The organism is Paenibacillus sp. S150, assembly GCF_019352175.1.
In the GTDB taxonomy this organism is placed as follows: domain Bacteria; phylum Bacillota; class Bacilli; order Paenibacillales; family Paenibacillaceae; genus Paenibacillus_AQ.
Map to the genome: position 1 here is coordinate 55485 of NZ_JACBYI010000032.1, position 21527 is coordinate 77011.

Annotated in this window: 21 protein-coding genes; 18 read left to right on the forward strand and 3 right to left on the reverse strand. The window is 54.4% G+C overall.

Annotated features, from left to right (window positions below):
- Positions 1-2: 2 nt before the first annotated feature.
- The 15 genes from HYD27_RS23300 (at position 3) to HYD27_RS23370 (ending at position 16084) form a co-directional block, all read left to right on the forward strand.
- Positions 3-905, forward strand: a complete 903-nt coding sequence (locus tag HYD27_RS23300) for an ABC transporter ATP-binding protein (protein ID WP_219219084.1) — start codon at positions 3-5, stop codon at positions 903-905.
- On the forward strand, positions 898-2217 hold the full coding sequence (locus tag HYD27_RS23305) for an ABC transporter permease (RefSeq protein WP_219219086.1): 1320 nt from the start codon (positions 898-900) through the stop codon (positions 2215-2217). Before HYD27_RS23300 ends, HYD27_RS23305 begins: the two co-directional genes overlap by 8 nt.
- 220 nt (positions 2218-2437) lie before the next feature.
- Entirely contained in the window at positions 2438-2632 is a 195-nt protein-coding gene (locus tag HYD27_RS23310) for a hypothetical protein (RefSeq protein ID WP_219219088.1), read from the forward strand.
- Between the two features lie 1533 nt (positions 2633-4165).
- Positions 4166-4912: a GntR family transcriptional regulator gene (locus HYD27_RS23315; protein ID WP_219219090.1), complete on the forward strand. Its 747-nt coding sequence runs from the start codon at positions 4166-4168 to the stop codon at positions 4910-4912.
- A 21-nt stretch (positions 4913-4933) separates the two neighbouring features.
- The gene (locus HYD27_RS23320; RefSeq protein ID WP_219219093.1) at positions 4934-5881 is read left to right on the forward strand and encodes a sugar phosphate isomerase/epimerase family protein; all 948 of its coding nucleotides are present in this window, start codon (positions 4934-4936) and stop codon (positions 5879-5881) included.
- A complete protein-coding gene (locus HYD27_RS23325) occupies positions 5863-7080 on the forward strand; it encodes a M20 family metallopeptidase (RefSeq protein ID WP_219219095.1) in 1218 nt (405 codons plus the stop codon). The genes HYD27_RS23320 and HYD27_RS23325 overlap by 19 nt, the downstream gene beginning before the upstream one ends.
- A 14-nt stretch (positions 7081-7094) precedes the next feature.
- A complete protein-coding gene (gene thrC, locus HYD27_RS23330) occupies positions 7095-8291 on the forward strand; it encodes a threonine synthase (protein WP_219219097.1) in 1197 nt (398 codons plus the stop codon).
- A 3-nt stretch (positions 8292-8294) separates the two neighbouring features.
- Positions 8295-9653 (forward strand): ABC transporter substrate-binding protein, encoded by a 1359-nt coding sequence (locus HYD27_RS23335; RefSeq protein WP_219219098.1) that lies wholly within the window; start codon positions 8295-8297, stop codon positions 9651-9653.
- 87 nt (positions 9654-9740) lie between these two features.
- On the forward strand, positions 9741-10631 hold the full coding sequence (locus HYD27_RS23340) for a carbohydrate ABC transporter permease (RefSeq protein ID WP_219219099.1): 891 nt from the start codon (positions 9741-9743) through the stop codon (positions 10629-10631).
- Between the two features lie 41 nt (positions 10632-10672).
- Positions 10673-11476, forward strand: a complete 804-nt coding sequence (locus HYD27_RS23345; protein ID WP_219219100.1) for a carbohydrate ABC transporter permease — start codon at positions 10673-10675, stop codon at positions 11474-11476.
- A 22-nt stretch (positions 11477-11498) separates the two neighbouring features.
- Positions 11499-12569: a Gfo/Idh/MocA family protein gene (locus HYD27_RS23350; protein ID WP_219219101.1), complete on the forward strand. Its 1071-nt coding sequence runs from the start codon at positions 11499-11501 to the stop codon at positions 12567-12569.
- A complete protein-coding gene (locus HYD27_RS23355) occupies positions 12556-13020 on the forward strand; it encodes a RidA family protein (RefSeq protein ID WP_219219102.1) in 465 nt (154 codons plus the stop codon). Before HYD27_RS23350 ends, HYD27_RS23355 begins: the two co-directional genes overlap by 14 nt.
- A complete protein-coding gene (locus HYD27_RS23360; protein WP_219219103.1) occupies positions 13017-13760 on the forward strand; it encodes an MBL fold metallo-hydrolase in 744 nt (247 codons plus the stop codon). Before HYD27_RS23355 ends, HYD27_RS23360 begins: the two co-directional genes overlap by 4 nt.
- 46 nt (positions 13761-13806) lie before the next feature.
- Complete coding sequence (locus HYD27_RS23365) at positions 13807-14544, forward strand: SIS domain-containing protein (RefSeq protein ID WP_219219104.1); 738 nt, start codon at positions 13807-13809, stop codon at positions 14542-14544.
- Between the two features lie 34 nt (positions 14545-14578).
- The gene (locus HYD27_RS23370) at positions 14579-16084 is read left to right on the forward strand and encodes a xylulokinase (RefSeq protein WP_219219105.1); all 1506 of its coding nucleotides are present in this window, start codon (positions 14579-14581) and stop codon (positions 16082-16084) included.
- Between the two features lie 420 nt (positions 16085-16504).
- On the opposite strand, the gene HYD27_RS23375 is transcribed toward HYD27_RS23370, so the two are convergent.
- Positions 16505-16744: a glutaredoxin family protein gene (locus tag HYD27_RS23375; RefSeq protein ID WP_219219106.1), complete on the reverse strand. Its 240-nt coding sequence runs from the start codon at positions 16742-16744 to the stop codon at positions 16505-16507.
- The gene (ytxJ, locus tag HYD27_RS23380; protein ID WP_219219107.1) at positions 16741-17067 is read right to left on the reverse strand and encodes a bacillithiol system redox-active protein YtxJ; all 327 of its coding nucleotides are present in this window, start codon (positions 17065-17067) and stop codon (positions 16741-16743) included. The genes HYD27_RS23375 and ytxJ overlap by 4 nt, the downstream gene beginning before the upstream one ends.
- Before the next feature lie 221 nt (positions 17068-17288).
- Between ytxJ and HYD27_RS23385 the strand changes: the two genes are divergently transcribed.
- Positions 17289-18011 (forward strand): SDR family NAD(P)-dependent oxidoreductase, encoded by a 723-nt coding sequence (locus tag HYD27_RS23385; RefSeq protein WP_219219120.1) that lies wholly within the window; start codon positions 17289-17291, stop codon positions 18009-18011.
- A 33-nt stretch (positions 18012-18044) separates the two neighbouring features.
- Positions 18045-18680 carry a ThuA domain-containing protein gene (locus HYD27_RS23390; protein WP_219219108.1) on the forward strand — a complete coding sequence of 212 codons (636 nt, stop codon included), beginning with the start codon at positions 18045-18047 and terminating at the stop codon, positions 18678-18680.
- Between the two features lie 73 nt (positions 18681-18753).
- Here HYD27_RS23390 and HYD27_RS23395 read toward each other — a convergent pair whose 3' ends face one another.
- Entirely contained in the window at positions 18754-19647 is an 894-nt protein-coding gene (locus HYD27_RS23395) for a CHAD domain-containing protein (RefSeq protein WP_219219109.1), read from the reverse strand.
- Positions 19648-19879: 232 nt separating this feature from the next.
- Between HYD27_RS23395 and HYD27_RS23400 the strand changes: the two genes are divergently transcribed.
- Positions 19880-20860 carry a lipoate--protein ligase family protein gene (locus HYD27_RS23400; protein ID WP_219219110.1) on the forward strand — a complete coding sequence of 327 codons (981 nt, stop codon included), beginning with the start codon at positions 19880-19882 and terminating at the stop codon, positions 20858-20860.
- Positions 20861-21527: the final 667 nt, after the last annotated feature.

The following is a 21527-nucleotide window of genomic DNA, read 5'->3' on the forward strand; positions in this document are numbered from 1 at the left end:
GAATGGAAGCTTTGAAGCTGGAGCAAGTAGTGAAGCAGTATGGAGACAAGACTGCGGTGAATGGAATCAGTCTGAAGGTGGAGCAAGGCGAGATTTATGGACTGCTGGGTGCCAACGGCGCCGGCAAAACAACGACCATGCGTATGGTGCTGGGACTGATCTATCCCGATGAGGGGAAGATTCTCTATAACGGCAAAGCGTTCAGCAATGAGCTGCAGCATCTGATGGGCTATCTCCCGGAGGAGCGGGGGTTGTATCCGAAGGTCAAGGTAAGCGACCAGATTATCTATCTGGCCCGGCTGCGCGGCATGGCGGCAAGCGATGCGGATAAGAGCCTCCGCTATTGGCTGGACCGCTTCGACGTTCCGGATTACTATAATAAGAAGATTGAAGAGCTCTCCAAGGGCAATCAGCAAAAAATGGGCTTTATCGCCGCCGTTGTCCACAAGCCGCAAATTCTGGTCCTGGACGAGGCCTTCAGCGGTCTGGACCCGGTCAATGTGGAGCTGCTCAAGGATACCGTAAGGGAACTGCGCGACCAGGGCACCAGCATTCTGTTCTCCACCCACCGGATGGAGCATGTGGAGGAGCTGTGCCGCAACATTACCATCCTCGACCGTTCCAATACGGTCGTGCAGGGTGACATCCGGGAGATCAAGAAGGGCTACCCGCGCGAGGAAGTTGTGCTGAGGACAGCGGGCGAAGTGAACGGACTGGAAAGCGTCGCCGGAGTAAGCGCTGTGCAGCGGCAGGAGCGGGGATATGTGCTCTCCATCAGCGAAATCGGCGCAGCGCAGCGTATTCTGCAGCATGCGATGGCGGTCAGCGAAATTGAGCATTTTGAAATCAAGGAGCCAACCTTGAACCAAATCTTTATCAGAGCGGTGGGTGAATCTCATGAATAAGATGGGGACGATTATCGGCTTTACCTTCAAAAACAAAGTGAGAACCAAGTCCTTCCTGATTACAACATTGATTCTGGTGCTGCTGCTCAGCATCGGCATGAACATTCCGTACTTCATCAAGGTGTTCCGGGGCGACGATGGAGCCGCAAAGAATACGCAGATCGGAGTTGTGGCCGAACAGGGCAACCGTGCCGCCGAGCTCCTGCTTGCTTATACGCCTCCTGTAACTGCGGATGCTGCGGATGCAAATGCAGATGAAGAAGCGGACAAGGTGACATTCACAGCGTATGCTTCGGCGGAGGATGCCGCCCTGAAGCAGGGCCTGGAGAACGAGGATATTGCAGGCTACCTTACATTTGCCGCACAAGGCGGAGAAGGCGTGCCTCCGGTAACTTACCACAGCAAGGACGGAGACCTGGATGGAGACGTACAGAGCTATTTGCAGACTGCGCTGCAGCAGGTCAATACGCAGCTGATTGCCGGCGATAAGCTGACCCAGGAGCAGGTAGCAGCCATGTTCGCACCGGTGTCCATCGCCACCCAGCAGCTTAGCGCCGATGGAACCGATGGCGCGAGCGAACCCCAAGAATCCAAGCCGATTATCAATTATGTGATTGTGTATATTCTGCTGATTCTGTTCTTCATGTCGATTACAATGACCGGCAATATGATTTCGGCTGAAGTGACCTCCGAGAAAAGCTCCCGCATCATGGAAATTCTGATTACCAGCGCTTCGCCGCTGACACAAATGTTCGGCAAGGTCATCGGCATCTTCCTGGTCGGCCTGCTGCAGATTGCCATTATCTCGGCCAGTATAGCCGCCAATCTGCTGCTTCCGCATAATGCCGGTGTACTGACCGATTTTGATCTGGATTTGGGCCAGCTGAATTACGGCATTCTTGTATATGGTCTTATCCTCTATGTACTGGGTTATTTCCTGTATGCCCTGATGTATGCGGCCGTAGGCTCCATTGTGAGCCGGACGGAGGACCTGGGCCAGGCGGTGATGCCGGTTATGATGTTCGGTTTCATTAACTTCTACGTTCCGCTGTTCAGCATCTCAACCCCTGATGCGATGCTCGTGAAGGTGGCCAGCTATGTTCCGATCACCTCGCCGCTCAGTATGCTGCTGCGTATCGGCATAGGGGAGGTCGCCTTCTGGGAGATTGCAATTTCGCTTGTGATTCTCCTGGCAACGACCTTCGTACTGGGCTGGCTCGCAGCCAAGATCTACCGCACCGGTGTCCTGATGTACGGCAAACGCCCAAGCATCAAGGAGATCAGAAAAGCGATGAAGGCTTACAAGATTTAAGAAGAATCGCTCGCCGGATGGGCCTGAAGCAAGAGTCCCGCGCATTAACAAGCACATGGGGAAACAACAGAACAAGCAATAACTCCAGTACCGGACCTCTTCGCCATAGGGTGAGGGGGTCTTTTGCTGGTCTCCCCATTCCCGCATTCAGCCGGTTGCCATTCATCTGGCGAAATCACAGCATATAGTGTACCTTAGTAAATAAGGAGTGGTACTGTTTATGAAAAAAAGACAAACCCCGCTGATGGTCGCGGTGTCCGTTCTGCTGATCATCGCCAGCAGCCTGATCCGGCCGGAAGGCTCAACCTGGCTGGGGGCGCTGCAGACGCTGATGCTGGGCAGCGGATTGTTAGGCTGCTGCATGGCTTTCCTGAGGTTCACCAAGGGCGGCAGGGGCAAGAAAAGCGGAGAATAAATAGAAAGCTGCGGCCGGCTGCCGTGGCTTTTATTTAAAAGAATTTATATGTTTCACGCTATACATTAGCCTTATCTTTCTCGCTGAAACGGATACCGTTCTTATAAGGATGGTATCCGTTTCAACTTGTTTGGTTGGGAAATTATAGTTTTTTTATCTATTAAATCATGCCGAACCAGTGAGTGCTTTGCAGGAGGAAGCGCGGAATAAGGGGACCTGAAATCCCAAACAGCCATGCTGTCCAATGAAGGACGGCATAGCAGGTTTGTTCTCGTTTAGGAAAGTATGCTTCTCGTCAATTGTGGATAAGGTAGGTATGAAGTTAGGGGAAAATTATAATGCGTCTTAATCGTGCTGAATGGTGCTGAGTTTGCTGAATGGTGCTGAGTTTGCTGAATGGTGCTGAGTTTGCTGAGCCGTGCTAAGTTTGCTGAATTGTGCTGAGTCTCCTGAGCCGTGCTAAGTCTGTGGGTTCTATGTTCCACCTGTAATCTTATTCCAATCAGGAAACCGGGCTTTAGCAGCGGAATCGGAAGAACCCCCTGAACCCGCAGCGGGCTTCATTCACATCGTCAACCGCTGATTTTGGTGTTGAGCCAAAAAGGTAATTCAATGTATAGGAATGGAACCGGCGAACCTGAAAACGCTGATGAAACGCAAGGAGGTTCATAGGGAACGGAAGCGAAGTGGAAAAAGTAACACTAATGAGCTGGAATTCTGGCTTGAACGGGCTTTAGTGGGATTTTGTACACTTAATGGAGGCCATCTCACCCCATACGGCTGATTTCAGCCGGATTAGTTGTACTTTTTTCCACTAGGGATGATCCGGAATTCGAATGCGGTGGATTAGTTGTACTTTTTCCCACTAGGGATGATCCGGAATTCGAATGCGGTGGATTAGTTGTACTTTTTCCCACTAGGGATGATCCAGGATCTGAATGCGCTACCTTAGTGTTACTTTTTACCACTAAAATGGCTGACCTTTTTATGAATGTGTTTCAAGTTCATTTTAAATTAGGCGTATTCCTCTGCAAGGGAGAGAAACGGATCGATTAGGTCTCCTTTTTCCGCTAACGCAAGCGAAAAAGGGAAAGTGGGGAGTATGTTTCCTTTTTCCACTTGGGCTTAGCCGCCGGATTTCAGCAGAAAGTCTGGAGGGATGGGGAGGAAGAGCTACAGCCGGCCAGGGGATCGGAGAGCCAGAGAACCGCAGCCAGCCGTACACCTGAAATGCAAACAGCTGCGCTGCCCGGTCAAGGATGGCATAGCCGTTTTGTTCCTGTGGGAATAAAGATATTAAATTCCTTATTATGGATTTTAAAATTGTATAATTAATCTTGTTAAGTGTATTTTTGGATATACATGTTACTTAATATTACATATATAATAATTAATTTTCGTTGTAAGCGATATCTTTAATATAAAATTTAAATTAATGATTGACGAAAGTTTATGGTGTTAATATAATTAACACATTAACTGGTATAGACAACTATCTGTCTAGTCCATATCCTGGAAGTAGAGGTGAGCCCCTTGAATAAAGCTAAAGGAGCGGTAGATAAGAACAGCATTGTGCCGCTATATTATCAGGTCAAGGAATATCTGAAGAATCAAATTGATTCGGATGTTTACAAAGTGGACCAGATGATTCCATCGGAGCGGGAGTTGTCAGAGGATTTTGAAATCAACCGGCTGACGGTGCGGCAGGCCATCAATGAACTCGTGCAGGAAGGACTGTTATACCGCCAGCGCGGAGTAGGGACTTTTGTCTCCCAACCGAAGATTGAGCAGCCTCTGACGAAATTAACCAACTTCAGCTCGGATATGCTCAGCCGCGGGCTGGCACCGGGTGCCCAAGTGGTGAGCATGGAAATTATTCCGGCCAGCAAGCAGGTCAGCACGCAGCTGCGCATCGCTGAGGATGAACGGGTGATTGAGCTGGTTCGTGTCCGGACTGCTAACGGCGAGCCCCTGGCTCTGGAAAGATCCTATCTCGTATATGACCTGGCGCAGGGGCTTTACGGCATGAATATGGAGAACGCGTCGTTGTACCAGATGCTGGAGGATATCTGCGGACTGAAGCTTGTAAAAGCCATACAGAGTATCGAGGTCGCCTCTGCGCGGCAGGACGAGGCCAATATTCTGGACATCGGCCAGCATGATCCTGTCATGCTTATTGAGCGGACAACCTATACGGCTGGCATGGAACGTCCGGTGGAGTATGTCAGATCGCTGTACCGCGGAGACCGCTACAAATTCTCCATTGAAATGAATATATAACCCGATGAAGGAGGCTGTACAATGACCGATCACTTGAAAATGTCCTTCGAAATATGGCCCAACATGCCTTGGGGGAGACTGGAAATCGCCGGCCCCGCCTGGAATTCCTGGGGGGATAAACCACTGGACTTATGTATCCGCAAGATTGCTTCCTACGGCTATGAAGGATTTGATGTCATCTATCCGAAGATCCAGGAGATTTACCCGCATGAATATGACGGACAGGTGAAGCAGATCCGCAAGGCGATGGAGGAGACGGGCCTGGAATTCTCTTCGATTGGCTGCCATACCACCTTTGTCACCCCGCGTTATTTTGACCGGGAGAATGGGATAGCCAAATTTAAAAAAGCGATTGATGCAGCCTCCGATATGGGTGCGGGAACTGTGGTTACGTTGATCGGTGACGGATATTATGATCCGCCGCTGTACAATCTGATGACCCGCAAGGAAGCCTGGCGGCAGGTCGTTACGGCAACTCAGGAGGTTGCCGATTATGCGGCAGGCAGGAACATCGATGTCAGCATTGAACTCATCCAGGGAACGCTCATCAACAACATCGACGATATGCTCAAGCTGTTCGAGCTGGTGGACCGCAAAAACGTGTATGCCTGTGTCGATGTAGGCACATTCTATACGACGGTTAAGCCAAGAATGCCGGTTAAAGAGGCCATCCGCAAACTGGGAGACCGCATCCGGGTCACACATGTCAAGGATGAGGTCGGTTTTCCCAATATCATGCAATCGCAGCATGTCTGGTTCGGCGCCGGATTCGTGGATTTCCGCGAGATGGCGGAGGCTTTGAAGGAGGTGGGCTTCAAGCATTGCAACTCCGTAGAATGGGAAGGATTCCAGACCGGGGGATTATACGGTGTAGGCGATCCTTCCGGAGTAAGTATGACTGATTTCGATAGAGTGGCGGAAGAGTCCATAGAATATCTGGAGGAATTCGGATGGGGCAGGAAAGAGTAATCCTTGCGGTTCTGGATGCTGTCAGCCCGGATGAAATCGAAAGCCTGCTCTGCCGGTTGATTGAAATTGAAGGCCATCAGGATGTGCCGGATCAGGAGCGCGGTGTCGCTGGATACATCGCGGGATGGTTCCGGGAGCTTGGAATCGAATGCAGATTAGAGGAAGCAGAGCCGAACCGTTTGAATGTCATTGCCCGTATTCCGGGTACCGGTTCCGGCGCCGCCTTGCTTCTAAACGGGCATATGGATACTGTACCTGGGTATGGTATGGAGCATGCATTTAAGGCGTCAAGACGGAATGGCAGAATCTACGGCCGGGGCAGCGCCGATATGAAAGGCGCGCTGGCAGCGATGATGCTGGCGCTGGCCGGGTTTCACAGGAGCGGCGTGAGGCTGGACGGTGATCTTCTCTTCGCGGCCACCGTGGGCGAAGAAACGTACAGCCCGGGAGCCTATCATCTGGCGGGCAGCGGAATCTCGGCCGATTACGCCATCATCGGCGAACCTACAGGCCTGCGAGTGGGCATTGCCCATAAAGGCGTGGCCTGGTATGAAGCCGAATTCCCTGGCCTGCCGGTGCATGGCAGCGTGCCGGAGCTTGGCATCAATGCCATTTACCGCTCCAGCCGCTGGATCAGCCATATCCAGGACCGTTACCTTCCGCTGCTCAAGCAGAGAAAGCACCCGCTGCTTGGTTCGCCCACCTTAAATATTGGAATGATAGAAGGAGGCACACGGCCCGTAATTGTCCCCGGCCGTGCGGTCGTGAAATTCGAACGCCGTCTGCTTCCCGGCGAAAGCGCTGAATCGGCTCTGCGGGAGCTGATTGCCACACTGGAGGAAGTGAAGGCGGATTACCCGGACTTTGAGGGTGAAGTGCGGATCATGGATAATTTCCACGGTGTGCCGCATGCCCCCATGCAGACCCCACCCGACAGCCGTTTGGTTGCCGAGCTGCTGAAGGCGTATCGCAGTGAATCCGCCGGGGAAGCGCACGCTGAAGCCGAAACGCCCATCGGGCTGCAATTCTGGACAGACGGAGCGCTGCTGCAGCAGTTCTGTGCCGATACCGTGGTTTGCGGGCCCGGTTCCATCGAGCAGGCCCATTCCGATGAAGAATTCATTGAGACGAAGCAGCTCCTGCAAGCCTGCCGGATGTATATCCGCAGCGCCTGCGCCCTCTGCGGGGGAGCCTCTTGAAAGGAGATGGCAGCGTGTACGACTTCTGGCTAACCTGCACCCGCTGCGGTACCGGCCATCCTGCCCTGCCGCTGTACCGATGCCGTGCCTGCGGAGGCAGTCTGGAAGTGTCCTACGACTATAAGGCTATCTTCAGCCGCCTGCCGTTCGAACGGATGGCCGCCAGAACTTCTCCAGGCATCTGGAAATACCGGGAGCTGCTTCCGGTATTTCCGGATACAGATCCTGTAACGCTCGGAGAAGGAGGGACGCCGCTGCTTCCATCCGGGCGGATGGGCAGTACAACCGGCGGCTTCCGGCTTTATCTGAAGAATGAATCCGCCAATCCGACCCTTGCTTTTAAGGACCGTCCGCTCTCCGTGGCCTTAACCGCCGCCAGGCAGTTTGGGCTGACAGAGGTGGTGTGCGCATCCACCGGAAATACCGGAGTTGCCGCTTCCGCCTATGCTGCCCGGGCCGGGTTACGCTGCACAGTGTATGTGCCAGCCGCCGCTCCTGCCGAGAAGCTGGAGGCTATGAAGGCCTATGGGACCGTGCTTGAGACGGTCACCGGCAGCTTCAGTGATGCTTATGCGGCTTCGGCAGGCGAAGCGCTCAGGCTTGGAGCTTTTAATCTGACTTCCACTTATCTGAATCCATATGCTGTCGAGGGCAACAAGACTCTGGCGTATGAAATCTTTGCTTCTTTGCAGACCGTTCCCGACTGGATCATTATTCCGGTCGGGGCCGGACCTCTGCTGTCAGGCTGCTACAAAGGGTTTCGTGAAATGCTGCTTGCAGGAGTTATTGACAGGCTGCCCCGCATGGTTGGAGTACAAGCCTCAGGCTGTGCGCCGATCGTCCGGGCCTTCCAGGCGGGTGAGCAGGAGGTTCGCCCCTGGAGCGGAAGCACGGCGACCCTGGCTTCGGGGATCGCCGATCCGCTGTCCACCTATCCGGAGGACGGAACGCGAACCCTGGCTGTGATCAGGGAGTCGGGCGGAGCAGCCGTAGGCGTAAGCGATCCGGAAATCCTCCGCTGCCGCAGAATGCTGGCAGAGCGTGAAGGCATTCTTGCCGAACTGTCCTCTGTCACCGCCGTAGCGGCGGTGGAAGCCCTTTGCGGTTCCGGCGCCATCCGTGCCGGAGAACTTGTCACCGCAGTCGTAACAGGCCATGGCATCAAAGACATGACCGCAGCGATAAATTTTGAGAAAACGGGAGTTGAGTAGAAGATGAAAAAGAGATCAAAGGGTTGGGTTGCGCTGGTTGGAATGCTGGCGGCGATGCAGGTCGTGCTTACGGCATGTTCATCCGGGGGCAATAACGTAAATAATGCGGCACCGGAGAACGGAAATACAACAGGCGGAAATAACGGCGGTACTGTAACGGAACTGACACTCTGGCATATGGAAGAGCCGCCCAACCGGGTAGCGCGCTTCAAGGAAATTGTGGATGGCTTCAACGCAGCCAACCCCGATATCAAAATTACGGCCCAGGTGCAAAGCTGGGGCGACGCCTATTCCAAATTCCCTGCGGCCATCCAGGCCGGCAATGGTCCTGATCTGCTCTTCACAATTCCCGATTATACAACTCTGATCAAAGAGCTGGGTGTGGTTCAGCCCGTGGATGACATTATCGAATCTCTGAATGCTGCCCATAAATTCCAGGCCTCTTCCTTGGCTCCTTACCAATATGAAGACCATACCTGGGCAGTTCCGGTATTCGGAATGGTTCAGGCGTTATGGTACCGGGGTGATCTTCTCTCCGCTGCGGGGATTCAGCCGCCCGCTACATGGAATGAGCTGAAATCGGCCGCTGAAGCACTCACCTCCGGCGATAAATACGGCATTGCCCTGCCGGCTTCCAAGTCCATGGCCACCGACCAGGTGCTCTACAGCTTCCTGGTCACGGCGGGTGCCAAAAGCATTCTCGGCGGCGACAACACGGTTACCTTTGACAATGAAAAGACTGTGGAAGCTTATCAAATGTACAGTGATCTGCTGAAATTCTCCCCGCCGGACAGCAACACCTACCAATGGGGCGAGCCGCAGGCGCAGTTTAATGCGGGCACCGCAGCCATGGCCATCGAAAAAGGCCAGTACCTCTCCACCTTTGAGGCTGAATCCGGCCGTCCGGCCAGTGATCTGGGCGTAGTGCCGATGCCGGTTGCCGATGGCGGCGAGGCAGGCAGCATCTATTACTCTAACGGCATTATGGTTCTGACAGACGATGCCAAGAAAAAAGAAGCCATTACCAAGTTCTTTGAATATCTGTTCGAGCCTGAGACTTACGGAAGCTTCGTAAATGCGGAGCCGGGCCTGTTCCTGCCCGTGACGGAGGATGGCGGCCAAGCCGACAGCTTCTGGAATGATCCTGTGATCAGCAAGTATAAATCCCAGGTTGAGGTGCTGATTGAAGCTGCGGGCAAAGGTGCACTGTTCGGGTTCACGGATGGCGTATCCAGCAAAATCGGCAAAGTGGCCGGGCCGAATTATATTGCGCAAACGCTGGAGCAAATGACAAGCAAGGGCTTGTCTGCAGCCGATGCGGTCAAATGGGGACAAGCCCAGATAGAAGCCGCTGTGAAATAGAGGATTCATGAGTTCATTGAACAGAGCGGGAACGGTGTTCCCGCTTTATTTCTACAAGAATGCATGCTGGCTTGGAGGAGTGAGAACATGGAAGTGCTGGGCAAAAAAAATATACTCGGCAAGCTGGTGCCTTACCTGCTAGTCGCCCCGATCGTTATCTGGATCGCGGTCACCATCTTTTTTCCCTTATTTAATGTGATTAAGGAAAGCTTCTATAACACCGGATTTGTCGGCACCAAAGGCTCTTATGTAGGCTTTGACAATTATAAGGAAGCTATCACTTCTTCTGCTTACTGGGGTGCCTGGACCAAAAGTCTGATCTGGGTGCTGGGCAACAGCATTGCACAGACGCTGCTGGCCTTTGCCATTGCTCTGCTGCTTAACAAGCCTTCGCGTTTTGCCAATTGGGCGAGAACCTGGATGATCATCCCGTGGGTGATTCCAACCATTGTCGTAGGGATCTTCTGGCAATGGATCTTCAATGGCTCGTATGGAATCTTTAATCATGTGCTGAAGTCTCTGAATCTTATTGATAAGCCGATCAACCTGATCGGGGATAATACCTGGTCGCTTCCCGTTACAATTTTCATCAATACCTGGCACTGGTTTCCGTTCATGGCGGTGATCGTACTGGCGGGCCTGTCGACCATTTCACATGAAATCTATGAGGCCGCCGATGTTGACGGTGCGAGCAAATGGCAGCAGTTCTGGAAGGTCACCTTCCCCTCGCTCGGGCCAATTACGTTCGCGCTTGGAGTAGTCGGGACACTGTGGTCGTTCAATATATTCGACACCATTTATATTCTGACCGGAGGGGGGCCGGCTGGAGCCACAACTACGGTTCCGGTGTTTATCTATCAGCAGGCCTTCGAGTCGTTCCAGATTGGCAAGGCATCGGCCACTTCAATTATTACCGCCTTCTTTCTGATCATCTTCGTTTCGGTGTTTATTAAATACAGCACTCCCAAGGAAGATTAGGCGTAACCCGATATTTTAACTTGGAAAGCAGGTGACCCCGCGTGAAGGCAGTACGTTATCTCTTTGGCATTCTGATTAGCTTCCTGATTGTTTTTCCGTTCTATTGGGTGATAGTGTCGTCCCTCAAGCCTGCAGACCAGATTCTGAAGCCGGACCTGCTCCCCAAGGCGCTTACTCTGCTGCATTACCGGGAACTGCTGGAGCAGACCTCCTATCTGACCAATCTTTCCAATAGTGTGCTGGTCGCACTCGGAACGATGATCTGCTCTGTCCTGATCGTTATTCCTGCCGGATATGCCATCTACCGGATGAAATTTGCCGGGCGGAAGCTGGTGTCCCGGCTGATTCTGGCCACATATATTTTTCCGGGCACCCTGCTGCTTGTTCCTGTGTACCAAATGATGTCGGATCTTCATCTGGTCAACTCGCTATGGGGGCTTATTGTGATTAACGTTACCTTCGCGGCGCCGTTTTCGGTGTGGCTGATGCAGGGATTTTTCGACTCTGTGCCGGTTGCCCTCGACGAGGCCGCTGCGATTGATGGAGCGGGACGGATGCGCACGCTGCTGCAGATTATTTTGCCGCTGATCGGTCCCGGAATCGCCACCATCTCCATTTATGCCTTCATTACTTCCTGGACAGAATTCGCCTTCTCTTCAGTGCTTATTACTAGCGAGGAGCTGCGGACCCTGCCAATCGGACTGAATGCCATTATGGGCCAGTATACGGTGCGCTGGGGCTGGACGACCGCCGGAGCTGTGCTGACTCTGCTTCCCGTCGTTATATTCTTTGCATTTGTCGGACGCTTCTTCGTAAAGGGTCTGACGGCAGGCGCTGTCAAGTAAAACCCAAGGGTGAGGTGAGCATATGGGGAAATTGCGGATAGGGCTGATCGGCACAGGCCGGTTCGGCAGGCTTCATTTGAAAGTGCTGCAGCAGATTTCCGGCGCAGAGGTGGCGGCGATCGCCGATATCAACCGCCAGGCGCTGCACTCGGCCGCTGCGGAGTGCCGGGTTGGCCCGGAAGATTGCTACGGTGATCCGCTGGAGCTGATCAGGAGAAGCGATCTGGATGCGGTGGACATCGTCTCCGATGAGAAGTCGCACGGCGCTCTGGTGTTGTCCGCCCTGCGCCAGGGCAAGCATGTCATCGTGGAAAAGCCTTTATCGGTCAGCTTCGCCGAGGCACAGGAGATTGAAACAACGGCGGCCTTATCCGGAAAGCAGGTGATGGTAGGGAACATTTCACGGTTCAGCCAGCCGTATTTCACCATCAAACGGGCCGTTGATTCGGGGCGGCTTGGCCGGATTGCGGCCATCCGCAGCCAACGGGATTTCAGCCGCAGCTGGTTTCAGGGCTTCGGCAACCGGATTCATCCGGTATATGAGTCCGGAGTGCACGAGCTGGATCTGATGCTGTGGTATGCCGGTTGCCGCTGCGTTAGGGTGTCAGCCTTTGAGAGCCATATCAGCGGGTATAAATACCCGGATCTCTTCTCTGCCCTGCTGTACTTTGAGAATGGGATCACGGCCTCGCTGGATTCCAGCTGGCTGGTGCCGGACGGAGCGCCGCAGAATTTGGTGGAGGCGCTGGAGCTGGGCGGGACCATTGACGCCCGGATCGAGGTGATCGGGGAGGACGCGACGGCGCGGTATCAGCTGGCCCATCAGGGACTATCCATCTGGACCGCAGCCGGTTTGCAATATCCCGAAACGACATTATGGCCGCTTGGACCTGAGGGAATCGGGGGAGCGATACGGGGAGAGCTGGAGCATTTCGTGCAGAGCATTTCCCGGAAGGAAGCCTCTCCGGTTATGCCTTTGTCCCATTCGGTCCATGTGATCGAGATAGCCGATGCCATTGTGGAGTCGGCCCGAACCCAGACAGTCATCCATCTCGGAGAGAAGAAGGAAGGTGCAGAGCATGTCCATCGCTGAACATCTGAAACGTCTCCATATACAGATTCCAAAGACAGAGCCGAGATTTCAATTTGTCCCCGGCGTGCAGGCGGGAGAGCTGCTGTTCATCTCAGGGCAGACTCCGGAAATCAACGGCATCATGCAGTACCCGGGCAGACTCGGGGCAGACCTGGATATCGAGACCGGCCAAAAGGCGGCCCGGCTCGCGGCGCTCAACTGTCTGGGTGAGATTGAGGCGGTCCTGGGCTCCTTGGAACGGGTGCAGCGTATTGTACGGGTAATCGGATACGTGCGTTCGGCGGAAAATTTCGGAGAGCAGCCGCTCGTTGTTAATGGGGCCTCCGAGCTTTTGATAGAAGTATTTGGAGAGGCGGGCCGCCATGCCAGGGCGGCGCTCGGCACAAGCGAGCTGCCCTTCGGCGCGCCGGTGGAGCTGGAGATGATTGTGCAGGTGAAGCCTGAGGAATGAGGATCAGCGAAGATATATATTTGGTCGGCAGCGGCAAGCTCGGCTTTGACTGGACAGACGGGGCTGACTGCAATATTTACTTAATCCATACGGGAGCAGGCGCGTTGCTGATTGACAGCGGAGCCGGACAGTCGGTGGATCAAATCTGCCGGAATATTACGGATCATGGCTTTGCATTGCACGATATCTCGCATATTCTGCTGACCCATCTGCATGCCGACCATTCCGGAGGCGCCGCTGAATTGAAGCGCCGTACCGGGGCCAAGCTTGCTTTGCTGGACGAGGCAGCCGCTGTTCTGGAAGCGGGCGACGAAGCCGGGATTGATCTCCCGCGCGCAGTGGAGGCGGGCTTCTATCCTGGAAATTACCGCTGGAATCCCTGCAGCGCAGAGCTCTTGCTTCATTCTGGTGATACGCTGCGAATTGGCGGCTATGCCTTCAGGGTTTTGCATACACCGGGGCATTCCGCCTATGATACCTGCTTCTATATGGAGGGAAGAGGGAGGGAGCCGGTTCTGATCAGCGGGGATACCGTGATGTACGGCGGCCGGATTTCCATGCTGAACACCCATGATTTCCGGTTGGACAAGCTTGCGGCCAGCATGGGGCTGCTGGCGGGGCTGGAGCCGGAAATCCTGCTGCCGGGCCACGGGCAGCCTGCCTTGTCCCGGGCTGCGGAGCATGTCCGCCGGGCACATCATATATTCAGCAGCCTGGGCATTCCGCAGAACATCGGATAGAGCAGAAAGAGAAAGATACAACAACCGGGTGAGAGGGGATACAAGGATGACTATGCTTGCTGATGAATTCGTAAGCCAGATTATTAAACAGATTCACATCGTCGAAGAACAGGAACAGGCTCCGATTAATACAGCGGCTGAATGGGTCGCTGACGTTATCGCGGAGGACGGACTTATCCATTTGTTCGGCTGCGGCCACTCGCATCTGCTGGTTGAGGATTTTTTCTACAGAGCAGGAGGAATGGTGCCGATCAATCCGATCTTTGAAACCAGCCTGATGCTTCACGAAGGCGCCGTCAAAAGCTCCAAGATTGAACGGATGCAGGGCTACGCCGAGCATATTCTTGCCAACTATACAGTCGTTCCGGGAGAGGTAATGATCGTCATCTCCAATTCAGGGGTCAACAGTCTTCCGGTTGAAATGGCGCTTGCCGCAAAGGCCAGAGGGCTGAAGGTTATTGCCCTCTGCTCTTCATCATATTTCGGGGATTCTTCACGCCATCCGTCCGGCAAGCAATTGCGGCAGATTGCCGACCTGGTGATTGACAACCATCTGCCGCACGGAGACGCGCTTGTGCAAATTCCCTCCTCCTCCATGAAGATGGCCTCGGGTTCAACCATCGTCGGCAGTGTCATACTGAATATGGTCATGACGAATGCGGCGCAGAAGCTGATTGAACGCGGAATTACACCGCCGGTCTATGTCAGCGGCAATATTCCCGGCGGGGCAGAGCAGAATACAGAATATATCGAGCAGTACCGGAAGCGGATCAAGCATTTGTAACGGCGCATTTACAATAAAGGCTGGAGGGATAACTTTGGGTGAAAAACTGCTGCTGGGCATAGATATCGGATCAACGGCTGTGAAGGTGGTTGCGATGACCGGACAGGGATCAATCCGGGCTTCAGCCTCCGCATTCTATATGACCTCATCGCCCCGCCCGGGCTGGATGGAGCAGGACCCGGAGGACTGGGGCAGAGCCTCTTTCCAGGCGGCCCGGAAATGCCTGGAGCAAACGGGAAATGCGGAGATTGTTGCTCTCTCGTTCTCCGGCCATATGAGTGCTCCTGTCATGCTGGACGCCGACGGAATTCCTTTGCTGCCCGGCATTCTGATCGCGGATACACGTTCACAGGAGCAGACCCGATTTCTGCGGGAGTCCTATCTGGAGCGGTTTGTTGAACTGACCGGCAACGAGCCTGTAGACGCCTTCGCCGTATCAAAGCTGCTGTGGATCAAAGCGCAGCATCCCGGGGTGCTGGAGCGGACCCGGTGTATTCTTTTCCCGAAGGATTATGTCCGCTTTCTCTTTACGGGTGAAAGGGGGACGGACCCTACGGATGCGGGCAACAGCCTGCTGTATAATCGGGTAAGCGGTGACTGGGATCAGGAGCTCATTGCCGAGCTGGGGCTGGACCCTTCCGTATTTCCGGTGCTCCATGCTTCCCATGCGCAGGTTGGCAGGGTAAGCGAAGCGGCTGAACGCTCCACGGGGATTCCTGCGGGCACCCCGGTCATTTCCGGTGCAGCGGACATGGCCTGCAGCCAGCTTGGTACCGGGGCCGTGCAGAAGGGAACGCTTGCGGTCACTCTCAGCACTTCAGCCCAAGTTGTGATGAGCGTGCCGGGGATCAGCAAGGCTATGGCTGGGCGGGTGACCTTTCATCCATCGGCAATGCTGAATTCCACCTATGCGATGGGAAGTGTCTTCACCGGCGGCCTCGGCGTTGACTGGGGCTACAGGCTGTTAACCGGCAAAGGGAGCATGAAGGCAGCCGACTACGAGGAGCTGGCCGGGTGGTCTGCCCAGATGGAGCAGATTCCGCCGGGAAGCAACGGGCTGCTGTTTCTGCCGTTTTTGCTGGGCAGCGGCACGCCGTATTTTGACCCGCGCGACCGGGCTTCCTGGCTGGGCTTGTCTACAGGCCAGAGTCCGGCCTTGCTGCTTCATTCGGTTATGGAGGGTGTAGCCTACAACATCCGGGAGAACATGGAGCAGTTTGAGCAGGGGGGATATGAGGTGCGGAAGGTCAATATCGGCGGCGGCGGGAGCCGGAATCCGGTTTGGTGCCGGATGATCGGCGAGGTGCTGGGCAAGGAGGCTGCCATCCTGGATAACAGGGATGCCGCTGCAGCCGGTGCGGCCATGCTCGCCGGGGTTGGAGCCGGAATGTTTGCATCTGCGGAAACGGCTGCACTTTCTATTGTAAGCACCTCTGCTTCTATTCCATATTCGCAGGACCGGCACGAAGCTTATGAACGTCTGTATGCAAGGTACCTTAAGCTCTATCCGGCCTTGAACGAGTATTACCGTGAAGAGTGAAAATAAGGCCTGCCGAAAGAAAAGGCGCAGCACCCATTGTGCGGCCACTGGAGCCGGCACATCAGGGTGCAGACAGGCGGGGATGATAATTTCATTTATATGAGGTGGATAATGGAATAGCGGCAGCGCGATTGCCGGGGAGCCGCAAAGGAACGGCATTGCCGCGCCTGACGGCATGAACGGCGCCGGTGTGCAGCTCCGGGGGTAGATCCGGCCGATGCCAAGCGGCTGCGGGTGCCGGGCGCAGCGCTCACCGGTGTGGAATTTCTGCGCTTGACCAGGCACTGCCGGAGGAAGCCTGCGTTTTCCGCAGACAGAATAAAAAGGTATCCGGGAGCAAGCCGCTCCCGGATACCTTTTTATTGATTGATAAGACAATGGATTGGCGTGCTGCAGTATTCGCGCCAGCAGGCTTGTGCGCTATTTAGCGGCGGCAATAAGCTCTGTAAGCCCGGGCAGATTGAAGCCTTTGACGACATGTGCTCCGGCAACCGTAACCGGAACGCCCATGAAGCCGAGCTTCTCTACCTCTTCCTGATAGACCGTGCTCGTCATAACATCTCTGACTTCAAAAGGAACCCCCCGCTCCTTCATCAGCTGCTTCACCTGGCTGCAGTCACTGCAATTCGCGGTAGAATAGATGATTACAGGCTGGCTCATCGGCTCACAGCTTCCTTGATGGCATCGCGGGTAATTTTCCAGTGGGAGGTGTTCCAGCGGACCTCGCCGTCTTCCAGCAGGAAGATTTGCGGGGACTCATGCTTGATGCCGAAGTCCTCGGCAATCCGGTTGGAAACCGGACGGTCTTCAATTACATGAACCACGGCAGCGGGAGTGCCGGAGCCTTCGACATATGCCTGGAATTCTTCGTTAGCTTTGGCGCTGATCGGGCAGGTAGTGCTATGCTTGAAGAGCAGCTTTTTGCCGGGCTGCGCAATGTATTGATGCAATTCATCAAGACTGTGGATTTGTTGAATGGACATTGGGATCCCTCCTGGTCATTTGTTTTGCTAACAATTCGGTTGTTAACAATGATATTCCTGATTGTAACATAGTTCAAAATTAAATCAAAAGGAGATTCAGAAGATATGTCAGGCACAGCAGTCCGGCAATGGACATTGAAAAATGGCAATTGCCATGCTAAGGTGTATGGGGTATGGCAGTACAAGTGTACTAATTCTAACAAGGGGGGATTGTCCAATTGATGAAAAGGTTCGCTTGTGTTACCGGCGCAGACCGGGGACTAGGCTTTTTCCTTGTGCGCTGGCTTCTGGAGAATAAATACACGGTTTTTGCCGGACGGTACCTCGAAGAATCGCAGGCACTGGAAACGCTGAAAGAGCAATATTTGGAGCAATTAATTCTGATCCCGCTGGACGTCGGCAGCAGCGAGAGCGTGAAGCGCGCGGCTCGAAGCATTGCCGGGTGCACCGGCCATCTGGATTTGATTATTAACAATGCCGGAATCATTGACCAGGCGGATGATGCAACCATGCTGGTGGATATGGATGACACCGCGCTGGCACGCATTTATAATGTAAATACACTTGGCTCACTGCGGGTCAGCAACGCGCTGATGGGCCTTTTGCTGCAGGGCAAGCATAGATTAATTGTCAATATATCCTCCGAAGCCGGCAGCATCAGCCGCAATCGGCGGATTAACATGTATGGTTATTGCATGTCCAAGGCGGCGCTTAATATGCAGTCCTCCCTGCTGCACAATCACTTGCGGGTTATGGGCGGCCAGGTGATGGTCTTTCATCCGGGCTGGCTGCAATCCTATATGAGCGGCGAGAAGAATGAGGAAGCTTCAGTTCCGCCCGAAGAATCCGCGCGCAAAATTATGGGCATTGTGCAGGAGCATAGAAAGCATATGGGGGAGGAGCCGGCTTATCTCGATCTTGACGGCAACCCCTGGCCCTGGTAGGACCACTCTTTTTTGAAGAAAGGTGTGAAGGAAATGGCAGAGCTACAGGCACTTGCGCTTGGAAGCTATTCGAAGGTTAAATATCACCCGTTTACCGGTGTGGACCGCGTGTTCGAGGAGCTGTTTGCCGGAGAGCTTCAGGTACACTCCGCCGAAGATTACGGCTTGCTGAATAAGGACAGCCTGTCGGCCTGCAAGCTTGTGATAGCGTATACAGAATTTTCGGACGATAAAATAGCTCCTGAACAGAGCGGGGCATTGCTCTCCTATGTAGCCGGCGGCGGCGGCCTGCTGGTTGTACACAACGGAATTTCACTGCAGCGGAACCAGGAGCTGGGGGTCATGCTGGGAGCACATTTCACCCATCATCCGGCTTACACCCCGCTTAAGATGACAATTCCCGCTACAGGGCATCCGATTGTGCAAGGGATCGACGACTTTGTCATTGAGGACGAGCCGTATTATTTTGACATGCAGCCGTACTTTGAAACAACGGTTCTGGCAGAGTATCCGCATGAAGGGGCTATGCGGGCGGCAGCATGGTGCCACGAATTCGGCCTGGGGCGTGTAGTTTATCTGATGCCCGGCCATCATCTTCCTTCCTTTTCCGTAGAGCCCTTCCGGCAGATGATCAAGAGAGGGGGGCTATGGGCCGCAGGATTGCTGTAGCCCTTAAGTGCGAAGCTTCCGGCATCCCTGCGAAAATGAGCCACCCTGTTTTCATTGCCGGGTTCTTATCAGCTTAGACGGATTTCCCCGGGAACTGAACCACTTCATTGTGATGCAACGCTTCAAGGACTTCGGCACTCAGGCTGTCCGTCAACTCAGCCCATGCCTTGCGTCCGGCTCCCAGCTCGCCGCGTCCGATGGCTTGAAGAATTTCCAGCCATACCCGTTTATCGTTAATGGTGCCTAGCTGCTCCTGAATATCTTTGTAGATTTCCTCATGGGCATGAAATTTCTGGTCGAGCGCAAAGCTAGCCGCACTGGCGGTATACCGCAATTCCTTGGCGGCGATCCGCAGCTGATGAAGCGCGTCGAAGGCTTTCTTGGATTCGGCGTCAGGACCCTTGAACAGGTCTTTGCAGATCTTTTTCTTCTGCTCGAAGGCGACCTCCAGCTCGCGCATGACCACATTCGCATCCCTTTTTGCCGCCAGGTCTTCAAGATCGCTGCCAAGGAAGGCCTCCCACTGTCCGTTCAGCTCTTTGCCGCTAAGCTTGGGCAGCTTGTCGGCCAGCTTCTTGCGGTACTTCTTCCGCCGGTTCTTCTGATGCCGGATGACGGCCTTCAGCAGCTTGGCGGTTTTGCCCTTTCCGTCTTCCTTGGCCTGTTTCCGTCTGTCCTTGAAGGATTCAATCAGTACATCGGCGTCCCTGACCTTGCCGAGCCTTTTCTGCGCTTGCTTGAAGGTATTGTACAGCTTTGCTGTGACCAGCTGCTCCGGGTCCAGAATGGACAGCAGTGTCAGCAGCTTGCGGCAGTTCACCCTGGCCTGGTGAATATCCTCATCGCCGAACTCCAGCAGCGCATCCTTGCTGTAATCGCGGTAGTTGATGTACAGCTTGTTGAGTGCAAGCTCCCATTGCCCCGCCTTGCTGATTTGCCCGTCCTTCGTTGCTTGCAGGTCCGTCATGCGGAATCACTCCTTAAAGGGTTGTCTATAGCCTGAACCTTGGCGCGGAAATTAATGCTCTCGTACCCTAAGAATAACGTTATCCTGAAGCCAATTCAAATTCGTAATACTGCCTGGGCTTCGCTGCCGGACCATTGATCGGTTACAATGGGATTATTGTTGGATCACAGATTGAATATGCGGATAGAGAGATGAGCACAGGACAGGGAGCTGTTCGGCGGGAGGGCATATTATGAAAAGCCAATCGTATGAAAAGCAGCGGCAGGTAGAGCCGCAGGCGCAGATAAAAACAGAGGGAGGTCTCCTTCCGCCGGTTATGGCGCTTTTTGAGCATCTGGTTAAGGTTGAACATGCGGAGGGAGCCTATGCGGGGGCGGCAGAGGCCGCCGCCGAAGGAACAATGGCGGAAGAGGCGGCTGTGGCCGCCGGTGATATGCTGCTCCCGTTTGCGTTCGAGGAGACGCTCTGCCGGGATGTGGGGGCAGGCCTCGTTCCGCCGTCTGTGCATCTGTGGAGCCATCCCGGCGGCGTGGCACTGGGCCTGCGCGACAGCAAGCTGCCCCGCGCGGCTGAAGCGATGGCCGCGCTGGAGCGGCAGGGCCTCCGCACAGCGGTCCGCCACTCCGGCGGGGCGGCCGTCCCGCTGGATGCGGGCATCGTCAACGTATCGCTGCTGCTCCGCAAAAGTCCGGGCAAGCTGGACTTCCACGATGATTTCCGGCTGCTGGCGTCGCTGATTACGGAGGCTGTTGCAGTCAGCCATCCGCAGGCTGCGGCGCAGATTCGGGCGGGCGAGGTCGCCGGGTCGTATTGCCCGGGCGACTTCGATCTGGCCATCGGCGGCCGCAAGTTCTGCGGCATTGCCCAGCGGAGGCAGAGCAGCGCGTACTTCGTGCACGCGTTCGTGATCGTCTCCGGCTCCGGCCCGGAGCGCGGGCAACTGATACGCGGCTTCTACGATACCGCCGCGGACGGTGATGACGCGCTGCCGTATCCGCGCGTCAGCCCGCAGACGCTGGCTGCGCTTGGCGAGCTTGGCGGACCGGCTTCGGCGGCAGTGTTCGCCGAAGGATTCCGCCAGGCTCTGGACCGGCGCGGCGTCCGGCTCCAGCCTGCCGCCCTGCTGCGCCAGGCTGGAGGGTACGGCCTCCGGTACGCGGATTCCCGCGTACTGGAGGCGGCGCGGGTGCTGCGGGAACGCTACGCCCGCTAAGCGTTCGGGGCCGGGTGAAATATATAGCTTGTGTACATTTAAGGCCGTGAATGAGCCTCATCTTTCCCGCTGGAGGCCCTGTGGGGACATCTTGAGAAGAGAAAGTTCGATGCAGCAGCAGAGCTAAGCGGAAGTATAACTAAATAGGCGGGCAACTGTTGTGCAGCGTTGATTAGTGGGATTATCTCAGACTGTTGAGAAACCCGGTTTTTAATGATTTCCGATTAGTAAACACCTTATAAAATCAAAGGTTTATTATTCTGATCTCCTCAAAAAAAGCTATTTTCTCAACAGTCTGATTATCTACACTTATTTTGGGCGGATCAGCACGCTGGAGACTGATCCGTCAGATTAGGTTTACTTTTTCCCAATATATAAATGGAACCGGCGAACCTGAAAAAGCGGATGGAACGAAAGGAAATTAATTCATGTGGGACTGAAGCGAAGTGTAAAAAGTAACACTAATGGGCTGGAATTCTGGTTTCAACGGGCTTTAGTGGGATTTTGTACACTTAATGGAGGCCCGCTCACCCCATACGGGGTAGCGTCAAGAAGTTTGTGTAATTATCTTTAAAGGTTGTAGGATATCCATTGGGACAATGGATAGGAATGGTTTTCAAGGGTCAGGGGGGATCCCCCCTGCGAAAATTTCCTTTCATATCCAGTT